A 12,652-nucleotide genomic window follows, 5' to 3' on the forward strand; every position below is an offset into this window, starting at 1 on the left:
TCAAACAAGCAACGGGTCTGAAAATGCCCTTTGCTACGCGCTTTGCAACTATTTAGCTTTTCGCTGGCTGCTTATAGCGGCTTGGAGCGCAGCGTCAACTTGCTCGGCAGCGTCGGCCTGCATGCCGGGCATAACATGCGAATAAAGGTCAAGCGTGATTCCGATAGTAGAGTGACCAAGGCGTTCGCTGGCGACCTTTGGATGAACGCCGGCCGATAGCATCTGCGTGGCGTGGGTGTGCCGAAGGTCATGAAAGCGGATGCGGGGCAGGGCGGTCTTTCCCAAGACGCGCACCCACTCATGCGTAAGCGACCTTGGCTGCAATGGGGAGCCGTCGACTTGGGCAACGACGAAGCTGTCACCGTCCGGCCGCAGTCCAAGCCGTAGCTGTTCCTCGGCTTGTCGGGCTCGATGCGCTTTCAGCGCCGCAACGGTGCTGGCTGAAAGTGCCACTGTTCGCGCTCTGCCTGACTTCGGTTCTTTGTATCGCACCCCGTTATTCGTCTGCTCGGCGCTTTCTTCAATAGACATCTGCCGGAGATTGTCCCCGAGTTCCAGGTGGCGCCAGCGCAACGCCAGGATCTCCCCACGTCGCAATCCGCACGTCACAGCGAGCAGAACGGGGATGAACATGCGCGTCGGTAGTAGCGTTTCAAGCAATGTGGCCGTCTGGCCGACATTGTATGCCAACATCTTCTGCCGCTCCACCTTTGGCGGCGTTGTCGCAAGTGCGGGGTTGCGCGACAGCCTTTCCCATGTCACCGCCTGGCCCAACGCCTTGATAAGCACGCGGCGGTAGTGGTGGACGGTACGGGGCGACAGCGGCGGGAGGGGCGCGGGCGGTTTCCCATCCTTCTTCTTGCGATGGTCAACTCGGGGCGTTGTCAGCGTCGTGGTGAAGGCCGCGTCTATCCGGTCAGTCTTCAGCTTGGATAGGATCAAGTTGCCGATGAGCGGCGCCAGGCCCTTCCGACAAATCTCGGCGTACCGCTCGTGCGTTTTCGGGGCTACGGACGGCTTGATGAAACCAAGCCATTCGTCAAGAAACTCGGCGACCGTCTGTTTGGTGGGTTCGACATAGAGCCCTTGGTCGAGAACGGTGATGAGCCGGGAGCATTCCTTCTGCGCCTCACGCTTGGTGCCTTGGAAGCTGTGCCATTTTCGTTTCTTCTTGCCGGTCGTCGGGTCTCGCTCGCCTACGTCGAGGACGATTGCCCATTTGCCTGGGCTGCGCTCGCGAATGTGCCCTTTCATTTCGCTTCATCCCCCTGATGATAAAGAAGCGGCGTTCCGCCCTGTTGGCGCAACCGTGTTACCCAGCCAGACTTCTCCCAAAACCACTTGGGTATGTACCGCTCTTGAAAGGCGTCTGGGTCGGCTTCTTCCTCTGTTTTCAGGCGATCAATCTTTTCTACCCAGGAGGCATCCTGCTCTTCGTCTGACATTTCTAAGTACTTGTCATGCTCGTCGAGCGACATCGGCGAGGTCAACATAGCGATGTTGAGATAACGGTTTTCGTCCCGTTCAGCCTTTTTTGCATTAGCCCGCTCGGCCGCCGCGTTGGCTTCGGCGATTCGCTTTTCAGACTCTTTTATGCCGCTTCGGATTGAACGCGCATCGGCAATCGCAGCAATGACGTTGTAGAGTGTCACTATCATTGAGTGCAGACCTGTCATGCCGCTTTCGGCCTCACCTGCCTGCCCACTTGCGAAGCTAAGTATCTCGGAAACCTCGTATGAGCCGTATTTCAGATCAGCGTTCTCGGGGCTGACCAATCTTCGATAAAGGGCGTTCATCTCGGTCGCATGATCCGACAGGATCTCGACACCAGCGCTAGCCGAGTCGACGATCTGCTCAAGCTCATTCTCGGCGAATATGCCTATCTTGCACAGACGCCGAACGGCATCGGCGCGGGTTGCGATACGATTCGCGAACCGCCATTCGTCGATGTCGTTCAACTCCTCTTCCGAGAACATGATCGGTATTCGTTTTTCGCGCGGCTCGACCACGAACGATTCTCCCTTTTCCACAACTTCCATACAAAATCGGCACAAGCAGCACAAGATGGGCTTGTGCAGAACACACAAGGAACGTAAACTACAAATCGGCACAAGTAGCGCCGGTTTGCTGACAGAAGGTTTCCTTGTGATGACACTCGCAGAAGCACTCGACAGGGCGACGGTGTCTGTCCCTGATGCGGGCAGGCTGTTCTTCAACCTTGCTCGCAATGCCTCGTATGACGCCGCCAAACGCGGCGAGATTCCGACGGTCAAGATTGGTGGCAAGATCTTGGTGCCGGTGGCGCCGGTCGCCCAGCAACTCGGCCTTCGCTCGACTGCGGGGAGGGAGGCTGCTTGAGCGCTGTCCAGAAAGACCGAACGTGTAAGGGTAAGACATACAACCTTGTGAGAAAGCACACCAAGCCATCGGCCGAAGAGAACGGTTGGCAGTGGTTGACGCGCGACTTCATGGAATCCGATGCATTTCGGACGCTTAGCGGCAACGCCCACAGAGTGCTCTTTCGGATCCTTATAGAACATGTCTCCCATGCGGCGCTGTGCAACGGGCGGCTGATCGTGACCCACACGCAGTTCATCGAATACGGCGTAACCGGCGAATACGTCGCCGACGCGACCGGCGAGTTGGAGTTCAAGGGCATCATCCGGGTTCAGCGCGGCAAAGCTGGCGACGGGACATCGCACCCGAACACATACCGCCTGACCTTCACCGGCGATTATGAGGGCGCGCCAGCGACCAACGAATGGCGGCGCTGCACAATGGTGATGGCAAAGGCGTGGTCAACGACCGTCAGGAAACAACGGGCCGAACAGCGCGGCAAGCTCGGCCGCAAGAAAAAAACCCCGCTTCGGACTTCCGAAATGTCCCCGCTTCGGAGTTCCGAAATGCGCAAGGTGTCGCAATGATTTTCATACCGAAAAGGTCAAAGATTTCAATATCGGGCACATTTCGGAGTTCCGCAGTCCTATACATATCTTGGAGGGGATCCCGATGCGCGAGCTGATCCCTCATGCTATCGACGATGCGGTGTGCACCGTACTGCCGTTTCCGACCGTTCGACGCGTCGGCAAGATCCGTCGGACCGTCGAAGTGCTGTCTGATCGAACCGGAAAGGGCGGAAACCACTATTGGAAACAAGTCATCGCGGGCATGCGGACGCAAATGGTATCCGCTGGCCTGGCCGACGAGGTCATTGACCAGGAACTTCGGGCGTTTACCGAAGAGGTTTTCGGCCGAATCCGGAATTACCGTCAACCCGAAACCAATGGTGCAGCATGAAATACGATTGGCCTTCCGGTAACGCTGCATGACCGGGCGGTGGCAAGAGTTCCTGTCCTGCAAGGGCAAGTTGCCGCGAATTGCATTCGTGAAATATTGGCGGCCTAATCCATGACGGCAAAAACAAAAGTCCTCCCCACGCCCGATAACGCGCACCAATCGAAGCCGTCGCGCCTCTTAAAGATCGAGGGCAGCAGCCTCACGATCGATCATATGGCAGCCCGGAAAGCCTTCGGGTCATCAGACGAAGACTTCATCAATGGCTTCCTGCACCAGCTGGTTAATGTCGGCAGCCACGGTAAAACGCCAGACGATAAGGGCACGGCCTTTGTTGCGTCGATTGTGAAAGGCATTGAACCGCAGGATCAGATCGAAGCTATGCTGGCATCGCAGATGGCCGCGGTGCACATGGCAACGATGACGTTCGCCCGCCGCCTTGCTCATTGCGAAACTATCCCGCAGCAAGACAGCGCCGAACGTGCTTTCAACAAGCTCACTAGGACATTCGCGGCCCAGGTGGAAGCCCTAAAGAAATACCGCACGGGCGGCCAGCAGCACGTCACGGTCAAGCACGTAACGGTAAACGAAGGCGGCCAAGCTATTGTCGGCAACGTCTCGCATGGGGGGCAGGGTGACGAAAAAAAATAACGTCAACCTCATGAACCTAGCGCCTCGGTGTCATGCTCGGTCGAAGCGGACGGGTTGCCAGTGTCGATCGCCAGCGGTGAGGGGCTACGCAGTCTGTCGCATGCACGGGGCCGGCGGTGGCGCACCTGAAGGCAAGCGGAACGGCAACTATCGCAACGGAGGCAGGACCAAACGCACAATGGCAGCCTTGGCGGTTGTCCAGGCAATGGCGCGGATATGTCGGCAGACGATCGAGGATCTACCGGATTAACTTGGAACCAATTGCCATGCTCTCGCCGCTGCCTTCTGGTGCTGTCCCTCTCGGGAGCTTTTTCAGAACGTTCTCAATCGCTGAGAGAAAACATATGGTGGCGCGCTCACCTTCAGTGTGCCGGCGGCCCTCGGCGCCTGCAATCGCGATCCACGCACTTCGTTCGCGACCAAGGGCCGCCATAAGATCATCGACACTGATATCTGAAAGCCTCATTGAAACCGCCTTCCTACTGTGGACAGTCAATCGTTGGGAAGTGTCGACTGTTTCCGCCAGCTGTGCCGCTGGGGCTTCGTCTCGTTGAACCGTTCAAAGGTTGCGCTGCAAGGGTTAGCAGGCAGTAAAGGGCAAAAAGGTCTATTGTAAGTTTTCTAAACAGACGTATAGTGTCCTTACATACCAGAAAGGAATACAGGGCAATGAAACGAGCGGTCGCTTACATCCGCGTTTCGACAGCACAGCAGGGCAAGTCGGGTCTTGGCCTCGAAGCGCAGCGGGTGGCGATTGCGAAATTTGGTGAAGCCGAAGGCTTAGAGCTGATCGCCGAATTTCAGGAAGTCGAGACAGGCAAAGGCGCGGATGCTTTGAATAAGCGCCCCCAACTCGCAGCTGCCTTGTCTGAAGCCAAGCGCAACGATTGCGCGGTCGTCGTCGCCAAGCTCGATCGGCTGTCCCGTGATGTGGCCTTTATCTCGGCTCTTATGGCGAAGCGGACACCGTTCGTTGTCGCAGAGCTGGGCGCTGACGTATTGCCTTTCATGCTGCACATCTATGCAGCCGTTGCGGAACAGGAACGCGCAATGATTTCACAGCGCACGAAAGACGCGCTCGCAGCCGTCAAGGCTCGTGGCGTAAAGCTCGGCAATCCGCAGATCCGCAAGGCTCAGGAAGCCGCTGCAGAGCGCCGTACGGCCATTGCCGACGGCTTCGCAGCCAACGTCCTGCCCATCATCAGAGAAATTCAGGCAACGGGCGCGTCCATGGTACCCATCCGGTGAAGACCGCAGACGTCCGTATCTGGTGGCCATGAGGACCTGAGCACCGGAGTGCTGGGTCAAGCTTTCGATGGGGAGACGCGATGATATTCTTCGAGGAGGAGTTTGACCTCCTCGAAGCCTTCATCGGTGAAGGCCAAGATCTCGTCGTCATCGTTGGCGCCGTACACCCAGATGACGCCGTCCTCGGGCTCGAGACCGAGGGTCAGTTCCTGGATGAGCGCTTCGCTGACGCCGAGGTCCCTGGCGACACGTTCGACGGTGTAGACGTGATGCACCTTATTGCGCTGCATGATCAGGCCGCCGCTGGTTGGGTCCGCAATTTTGCGGATCTCCAATTCCACGGCAGCAAATCATCGATCCGATGGGCCGGATAGGCGGGCAGTCGGGCGAGGACGTCGGCGAGCCAGGCCTGCGGGTCGATATCGTTCATCTTGGCGCTGACGATCAGGCTGTAGAGAACGGCCGCGCGCTGTCCGCCGCGATCGGAACCGCAGAACAGCCAGGACTTTCTGCCGAGAGCGATGCCGCGCAGGGCTCGCTCGGCAGCATTGTTGGATAGGCAGATCCGCCCATCCTCGAGGAACCGGGTGAAGGATGACCAGCGGCGCAGCATGTAGTTGAACGCCTTGGTCAGGTCGTGCCCGCGCGAGAGCTTGTCGCGCGTCTCGATCATCCAGCGCTCGAGCTCGGTGACCAGCGGCGCGCTCCGCTCTTGGCGCCCGGCGTGGCGTTGGGCCGGCGACAGGCCGTTGATCGCGCGCTCGATATCGAACAGGGCATCCATGCGCTTCACGGCTTCAACCGCTAGCGGATAGACCAGGTTGGGCTTCTCGCCGTGCGCCTTCTTGCGCGCCGCCGCTTCGACATCGGCCAGCTCAAACACTTTGCGCCGGCTGTGGGCCCAGCAGCTGGCTTCCAGAACAGGCGCCGGCTGACGACCCGTCGCATAGAGATCGCCATAACCGCCAAAGGCATCGGCCTGCAGAATGCCGCTCCAGCCGGCGAGATGCGCCGCGGGATGTTCGCCTCGACGATCGCGGGAATAGTAGAACACTGCCGCCGGCGGATCGGCGCCGCCGAACGGTCGGTCATCGCGCACATAGGTCCATAATCGGCCGGTATCGGTCTTGCCCTTGGCCAGGACCGGCACCGTCGTGTCGTCGCCGTGCAGACGTGAAGCGGCCAGCACATGGGCTTCGAGCCGCTTGAACAGCGGCATCAGCGCCGCGGCGCCGGCGCCGACCTGATCGGCGAGCGTCGACAGGCTGAGCGGCACACCTTCGCGGGCATAGCGTTCGGCCTGGCGGTTGAGCGGCTGATGCTGGCCGAACTTCTCGAACAGGATCATCGCCAGCAGGCCGGGACCGGCCCAGCCGCGCGGGGTGGCGTGGAACGGCGCCGGAGCCTGGCTGATCGTCTCGCAGTCGCGGCAGGTGAACTTCTCCCGCACGTGCTGGATCACCTTCCATTGCCGCGGCACCACCTCCAGCGTCTCGGTGATATCCTCACCCAGCTTGCGCAGCCGATGACCGCCGCAGCAATGGCAAGCGGTCGGCGCCGGCTCGACCACGCGTTCGCGCGGCAGATGCTCGGGAAATGGCTGGCGCGCCGGTCGTTTGCGCACATAAGGCGCCACCTCGGTGGTCCGGGCCGCGGCCTGTTCGGCGGCGATCTCGTCTTGCGTCGCGGTGCTCTCGAGTTCCTCGAAGGTGAGCTCCATCTGATCGTGCAGGCGGGCTGAGCGTTCAGAACTCTGACCATGCAGCGCCCGCTGCAGCTTGCGGATCGTCAGATGCTGATGCGCGATCAGCGCCGCATCATCCGATGCCTTGGCCCTGGCGACCGCCAGTTCGGCCTCGACCAGCGCAGCGCGCGCAGCCTCGTCTTCGGCTCTGGCCAGCGCCGCGGTCAGCGCTGCTCTCAGCGCGCCGATATCGTCCGGAACAGCATCCTGGGCGGTGGCAACCATGCCCTGGAGTGAATCATAAAACGCGTCCGCTGACTCGCGGAAAATGGCGCAAACTCAAAGAAAAACTCAGCCCGCGCGCTGCGGGCGGAAGGTGTGAACCGGGTTGCGCCAATCGATCCCGTCGAGCATGTAGGCGAGCTGCGCCGGCGATATGGAAACCATGCCGTCCGCCGGCGACGGCCATAGAAACCGGCCCTTCTCGAGCCGTTTTGCATACAGCGACATGCCGAGCCCATCATGCCAGATAATCTTGATCAGATTGCCGCTGCGGCCGCGGAAGACATAAATATCGCCGGCATGCGGATCCCGGCCCAACGTCTCCTGAACCTGCAGAGCGAGGCCTTGCATCCCACGACGCATATCGGTCCGGCCGACCGCCAACCAGATCCGCACCTGGCTCGGGACCGGGATCATGAAACGCCCAGCGCCTTCACCATCGCCGCCGCCAGTGTCGGCGGCGTGGTCAGCGGAATCCGCAGCCGCACCTTGCCGGCGACCTCCAGCTCGATCACCGCTGGGGATGCCGCCGGCCGCGAAACGGCGACAGGCTCGTCGGGAGCCACGACAACTTCGGCAAAGCCCGTCTCGCGGGCTCTCATCGTGCGGCGCCACTTGTAGATCAGGCTGGTCGCGACATCGTACTGACGCGCCACCGCCGCCACCGTGGCCCCGGGCGCGAATGCCGCGGCCAGTATCCGGCACTGATCCGCTTCACTCCAACGGCGCCGCCGCTCCGGCCCGGTCAATAACGTCACATGGCTCATGCTGTGCTGCTAACTACGCTCGTAAGGACGACCTTAAGAGCGCAGCCTCGCTACCGTGCCATCCTCCCGCAAGGCGGCCTTCGCCGGAGGCGTACCGTCCATGCGGAAAACGGCCGCCGCTCTCAATGCGCGTGGGATCCCTACGGCTCGCGGTGGCACATGGGCGGCAACGCAGATCAGTGATATTTTAAAGCGCGACGGGGTCTAAGGGCGCAAGCGAGATTGGTGCGTAGGGCATGTCATGTCTAACATCACGGCGTCTCCGATCCGCCGCGAAACGCCCCGGTGCCATATTCAACTGCGGGTGGCCTTAACGCTCGACGTCACCCCCTTGAAAGGAGACGATGATGTCACGCTGTCGAGCATGGCGCACATCTTGTTCGGACCGTCAAAATTGAAGCCTAGACATCTCTGATCAGCGGCGCAGGCCACTACGCAGTCGGCATAGCTGCTCCGCACATTCGCGTAAGCGCCCCCAATGACTACTGTGTCCTTGGCGAAGACGAGGCTAGAGTACTGGAGATTCGCCTTGATGGCTCCCTTCGCCGCCATCACTGCGTCAGGATTCCTAACCAGAATCGACCCATTACCTTTCATGAAACAAGCGGCGTGCTTCTTGTCGTAGGTGAGTGCTAAGCAGCTGCGATCTGCTTCGCATTGGGCCTGACACTGTTCAAGCGAGACATTCCAAGCGGGCATACCCGGCAGATCGTTTCCGATCGCGTCCCATCCGTCCTGCACAAACAGTTCTTCGGCCGCGGTCGCTGCGTCCTTCCGCTCCTGGTCCATGTTGAAATCGCTTGTCGCGAAACTGGCCTCGTCGAGCCAAAGGCAATGGCTGGCGAGTTCTCGCGCCGAATTGTCGTCAAGGCCCACCGACGCAAGTGTCTCGATTGATGACACCGGTGCCTGCGGCTTCGATGTAGGTGAGGCTCTATTAACAAGACTTACCTGAACCTCGACTCCGGTGTTTGCCAGCCTCCGCGTGTAGCACCAAGCGCTGTCCCAAGTTGGAGCTTTCTCACTGTCAAAATGATGACCGGACTCCAGTTGCCAAGTGCTGCCAGCGTAGGTCACTTGGCGATTGGCGAACTTTACGAAATCGAACGTATCTGGATTGGCTGGGTCTGCGGGCGGCAGCGTCGGCTGCTCGATTGGTGGCGACTTGTCTGTTTTTCCCTCCTCGGCGATTGCCCCGTCGCGCAGAATTCTGTCTTCTGGTTTCTTCGTCTCTTTTGGCTGGTTCTCGTTCGGGTTTGACAGTTCTTTTTGAGCGATCGGCGGCTCCGGTTGGTTCACCGAACGGTCGCGATCAAAGACCAGCCATACACCTACACCGATCCCAACAGCGGCCACGGCGATGGCAGCGCCGGTAGCCATTCGCCGAAATGCATTGGCGCGGGCGATCATATCGTGCGCAGCTGCTTCTGCCTGCAGAGTTGGAATGGCCGACCGTTTGACCTGCAGATCGATCGCTTGTTCGAGAAGCTTGGTGTTATGTCGTACGAGCACGTCTAATACCCCGTTTCGCCCCTTTTGTCGGCTCGTCAAAGTCTAATTGCAGTTCGCCTTCTAGAGCCCTCTCTAGGCTGTAGTTTTGCCTCTTGCAGAAACCTTTACCAGATCGACTACTTCCGGGGGGAGTTCCCGATCCAACGCCCGGCGTAGCGCTTCCGGGTCGTCAGTAAGGACGGGAACGTAGAGAATCTCTTTGACGACCTTCTCGACTTCGACAGGAACCTCGATGCGCCTTTCGACCTCTCTGTCGACCGGCACCTGCACGGTTACTTTCCGGACACGGCGCCACCGCCACCGTAGCAGCATTCGGCGTAGCAAACGCGAGAGTTTGCTTTCGCGCTGAACGTCGGGCTGTGCGCCGATGCGTTGTAAGGCCAGCGCGACCATCGCTGTGATCGGCCCCGCTAGTGCAGCGATGAATGCAAGCGAGGCGAACCAGATCGTCGACACCGTCCCGGCCTGAGCGTCTGTAACGTCCTCTGGCTTCATCCCATACCAGCGGGCTGCCAGCCTACGGATCTGATCGTTGCGAGCGAGCGGGATCCGCTCTGTTTCCAGACGGCTCAGTTCCGCCGCGATGGCGTTTTGCCGCTGCTGGTTGTTCGCGAGCGTTTCTGACTTGCGAGTTGCGGCTTCCTGAGCGGCCGCTAATGCAGTACGTGCTTCGTCAAGCTTGCGGTCCCAATCGGCAGCGGTGCCGTCGTAGAGTTTCTCCAGATCATTGCGCCTAGCCTCAAGGCGCTGTTTGTCTTGGGGGGTCATCGCAGGACTATCTTTTCGCAGCCTCTCATATTCAGCGCGGGCCGCGGCGACTGTCCGCTCCACTTCGGCCAACTTCGGCGCGAATTCGGCCTCTTTTTTGGGCCGCGGGTTAGTTAGCTTGTTCAGCCCTTCTTCGTTGCGCTGCACCGATGCAAGGTCGCCTGTTTCGCGTGCGCTCTTTATGCGATCAACGTAGCTATCCCGCTGTCGCTCGAACTGCTCCACGGCGTCCTTGATCTCTCGATCGCGCCGTTCCACCAGCGCGGTCAGCGCTGCTTGCTTCTCCTCAAGATACTCCTTAGCTCGTGCCGCCGCTGGTGAAAGGGTGGTTGCGTCCTGCAGCTCTTCGTCAACCTCCGTTATCCGGGCACGCAATTTGTCCCGCGCGGTGTCAGCCAATCCACTGAGCTGCTCCAGATCGCTTCGGGCCTTTGCCTCGTCGTCAGTGTTTCGCAAGCTTTCGGCTGCCGCCTTGAGATTTCCAAGCTCTTGCTGGAATCCTTTGGTTTGATTGGCGAAGTTGGCATACTGCACCTCGCGCATTGTGCTGGCACGCTCCAATCCCAGAAGGACTGTCTCAAAAGTGATGCCGGCCAATACGAGTAGAAACGCCAGGATAACAGGTTTCCAAAACCACGAGGCGCCGAACAGAAGCGTGGCGATTGGGATTTTCGTCAGCTCAGCGATGGAGATCATAAAGAACGGCGCACTTGCGAGGACAAGGTCCATCGAGTCCGCCGCCTCATTGGCAACAAAGCCGCGGTAACTCAGGGCGACGCCGGTTGCTAGACCCATGATCGCCGCGACGATTTCAAGTGCCCACGCACCGCGATACGTCCACTGGCCATAGCTCGCCAGTTTCTGGCTCATTGCCGTGTTCATATTGAAGTCCCCACCCTCAACAACCATCTTGACATGCGACGCTGGCGTTTGCAGCAAAATTTAGCGCTAGATACGGGGCAACTTGGAACAGGGTGAATAACCGGCCAGCGCCCCTGCGTCATGGGTGGCCAGCGCAAGGCCGGCGACAAGGACGCTGATGGGGTCTGCCAGACTGATTTGCTTCGGATGCGCCGTTGTCACGGCAAGTCGTTTTGGATCGTCTCTGGCGCTTCCACTGCATCCTTCTGAGATGTCGGCCCAGCAGTCAGTTGGGGACGTCGCATTCTGCTAGACGCCGCGTTGAAACGTTAGGTGCCGCGCAATTCAGCAAAGGGTTTCACAGGCTATGCCGTCTCTGTCGCGGTCTAGCTTCCCACCCCACGAGCAGTTGACCAAATACCAGTTCGCTTCATCACATGAGCTGATTTGGGAGCAAGTTCGCCGGGGTTGGCATGCATAACCCTGCGCGAGCTGCCGGTCGCTGATGATGCCGAGAGGCTGGCTGGTTGCTGGTCGCGGATTTTCCGAATGCTCGGTGCGCCATTCCCAAGGCGCCTGAAACGTGCCGCCCCATAGACCCAAGTTTGCCGCCTGGGCCTTCGCCTGCTGACCCGCGTAGGCCCCACGGCTGTAACGGGGCCAGTCTAACGCCTGACCGTGCTCGACCATCCACGAGGCAACGCCTGCACCGTCGGCCCTGGTGCAGTCGCCGACATAGCGTCGATATTGATCCCACGTCACGAAGGTGCACCGCACCGGCTTGGACATCGCGAGGAAGGCGTTTAGCGTTTCCGCCGCACGACGCCCGCAGGGATACTCAAAGCCCTTTGCGTCGCTGCAATACTGCCGGCTCTCGGGAGCGTCGATTCCGTTGAAACGAATGCGCTGCCCGTGAATTTCTATCGTGTCGCCATCGATTACGGAAGCAACACCCGCGATTGGGGCAGGCGTTGGCCCGATCCAACTCGATAGGTTTGTCTCGGGGAGGCGTTCGCTGTGCTGCACAATGAACTGCGTCACCAAAGCAGCAGCCCCGGCTACGGTCATGAAGACCAGCCGCTTCGGAACGCCAGCCAGTCGCCGTGCACGCCGCAGCTTTGCTCCAGTGCGCTTTCGCCACTGGTTAGAGCGATTTTCGTAGCGGGATTTGTCCAAGCCCCTTCCCCCCGTTCGAAGAATGCGACTCCTGCGCCTCAGAGTCCAGATGGAGCGGCAAAAGAGGCGCGTCGCGTAAATCGAGGGTTCGCGCCGTTGCTGAAGCGGCTAGCCTATGAGGGGGCTAATGGGAGAATAACGGTGCTACGCTAATCACTCAGCACATCGGGTTAGCCGTTCGACCATCTCGATGATCGCCTTGGCAAGCGCCTCGCCCTCGTGGACGAGTTCGGCGCCGTAAAGCAAAAGAACGGCTTGCTGGGCAGCACGCCGGCGGGGCAGCTTCAATAGCCAAACGAACCAGTTTGAGTGCCGCCCAGCAGTTCCGAATGTTCTCTTGACCTTCCATGCTACGGAACGCGAGCACGATGCTTTCGCTGCCGCAGCTGAGGAATCATGTTCTGTTCAC

Annotated in this window: 16 protein-coding genes; 6 read left to right on the forward strand and 10 right to left on the reverse strand. The window is 59.7% G+C overall.

Going from position 1 to position 12,652, the window contains the following annotated elements; translation table 11 throughout:
* Positions 1–48: 48 nt before the first annotated feature.
* Positions 49–1,254: a tyrosine-type recombinase/integrase gene (locus tag RQ479_RS06120; RefSeq protein WP_376704443.1), complete on the reverse strand. Its 1,206-nt coding sequence runs from the start codon at positions 1,252–1,254 to the stop codon at positions 49–51.
* Positions 1,251–1,958: a hypothetical protein gene (locus RQ479_RS06125; RefSeq protein WP_376704444.1), complete on the reverse strand. Its 708-nt coding sequence runs from the start codon at positions 1,956–1,958 to the stop codon at positions 1,251–1,253. Before RQ479_RS06125 ends, RQ479_RS06120 begins: the two co-directional genes overlap by 4 nt.
* Between RQ479_RS06125 and RQ479_RS06130 the strand changes: the two genes are divergently transcribed.
* The 5 genes from RQ479_RS06130 (at position 1,948) to RQ479_RS06150 (ending at position 5,193) form a co-directional block, all read left to right on the forward strand.
* Positions 1,948–2,358: a hypothetical protein gene (locus RQ479_RS06130; protein ID WP_376704445.1), complete on the forward strand. Its 411-nt coding sequence runs from the start codon at positions 1,948–1,950 to the stop codon at positions 2,356–2,358. The two genes, RQ479_RS06125 and RQ479_RS06130, sit on opposite strands and share 11 nt — an antisense overlap.
* Positions 2,355–2,924 carry a hypothetical protein gene (locus RQ479_RS06135; protein ID WP_376704446.1) on the forward strand — a complete coding sequence of 190 codons (570 nt, stop codon included), beginning with the start codon at positions 2,355–2,357 and terminating at the stop codon, positions 2,922–2,924. Before RQ479_RS06130 ends, RQ479_RS06135 begins: the two co-directional genes overlap by 4 nt.
* Before the next feature lie 85 nt (positions 2,925–3,009).
* Positions 3,010–3,297 carry a DUF6074 family protein gene (locus RQ479_RS06140; RefSeq protein ID WP_376704447.1) on the forward strand — a complete coding sequence of 96 codons (288 nt, stop codon included), beginning with the start codon at positions 3,010–3,012 and terminating at the stop codon, positions 3,295–3,297.
* A 111-nt stretch (positions 3,298–3,408) separates the two neighbouring features.
* Positions 3,409–3,945, forward strand: coding sequence for a hypothetical protein (locus RQ479_RS06145; RefSeq protein WP_376704448.1), 537 nt, complete (start codon positions 3,409–3,411; stop codon positions 3,943–3,945).
* Between the two features lie 669 nt (positions 3,946–4,614).
* Entirely contained in the window at positions 4,615–5,193 is a 579-nt protein-coding gene (locus RQ479_RS06150; RefSeq protein ID WP_376704449.1) for a recombinase family protein, read from the forward strand.
* A gap of 56 nt (positions 5,194–5,249) precedes the next feature.
* Here RQ479_RS06150 and RQ479_RS06155 read toward each other — a convergent pair whose 3' ends face one another.
* From RQ479_RS06155 to RQ479_RS06170, 4 genes are all read right to left on the reverse strand, one after another.
* Positions 5,250–5,483: a hypothetical protein gene (locus RQ479_RS06155; RefSeq protein WP_376702196.1), complete on the reverse strand. Its 234-nt coding sequence runs from the start codon at positions 5,481–5,483 to the stop codon at positions 5,250–5,252.
* A 2-nt stretch (positions 5,484–5,485) separates the two neighbouring features.
* Positions 5,486–7,162, reverse strand: a complete 1,677-nt coding sequence (locus RQ479_RS06160) for an IS66 family transposase (protein ID WP_376702195.1) — start codon at positions 7,160–7,162, stop codon at positions 5,486–5,488.
* A gap of 66 nt (positions 7,163–7,228) precedes the next feature.
* Positions 7,229–7,576 carry an IS66 family insertion sequence element accessory protein TnpB gene (tnpB, locus tag RQ479_RS06165; RefSeq protein ID WP_376702194.1) on the reverse strand — a complete coding sequence of 116 codons (348 nt, stop codon included), beginning with the start codon at positions 7,574–7,576 and terminating at the stop codon, positions 7,229–7,231.
* Positions 7,573–7,926, reverse strand: coding sequence for a transposase (locus tag RQ479_RS06170; protein WP_376702193.1), 354 nt, complete (start codon positions 7,924–7,926; stop codon positions 7,573–7,575). Before RQ479_RS06170 ends, tnpB begins: the two co-directional genes overlap by 4 nt.
* A gap of 100 nt (positions 7,927–8,026) precedes the next feature.
* On the opposite strand from RQ479_RS06170, the gene RQ479_RS06175 reads away from it, so the two are divergent.
* Positions 8,027–8,134, forward strand: coding sequence for a recombinase family protein (locus tag RQ479_RS06175; RefSeq protein ID WP_376704450.1), 108 nt, complete (start codon positions 8,027–8,029; stop codon positions 8,132–8,134).
* A gap of 86 nt (positions 8,135–8,220) precedes the next feature.
* Here the strand turns inward: RQ479_RS06175 and RQ479_RS06180 are convergent, their stop codons facing one another.
* The 4 genes from RQ479_RS06180 to RQ479_RS06195 form a co-directional block, all read right to left on the reverse strand.
* Positions 8,221–9,438 carry a PAN domain-containing protein gene (locus tag RQ479_RS06180; protein ID WP_376704451.1) on the reverse strand — a complete coding sequence of 406 codons (1,218 nt, stop codon included), beginning with the start codon at positions 9,436–9,438 and terminating at the stop codon, positions 8,221–8,223.
* Between the two features lie 72 nt (positions 9,439–9,510).
* A complete protein-coding gene (locus tag RQ479_RS06185; RefSeq protein ID WP_376704452.1) occupies positions 9,511–11,076 on the reverse strand; it encodes a hypothetical protein in 1,566 nt (521 codons plus the stop codon).
* Positions 11,077–11,412: 336 nt separating this feature from the next.
* A complete protein-coding gene (locus RQ479_RS06190) occupies positions 11,413–12,243 on the reverse strand; it encodes a thermonuclease family protein (RefSeq protein WP_376704453.1) in 831 nt (276 codons plus the stop codon).
* Positions 12,244–12,396: 153 nt separating this feature from the next.
* Positions 12,397–12,531 carry a hypothetical protein gene (locus RQ479_RS06195; RefSeq protein WP_376704454.1) on the reverse strand — a complete coding sequence of 45 codons (135 nt, stop codon included), beginning with the start codon at positions 12,529–12,531 and terminating at the stop codon, positions 12,397–12,399.
* Positions 12,532–12,652: the final 121 nt, after the last annotated feature.

The organism is Mesorhizobium sp. ISC25, from assembly GCF_042295465.1.
Lineage (GTDB): Bacteria > Pseudomonadota > Alphaproteobacteria > Rhizobiales > Rhizobiaceae > Mesorhizobium.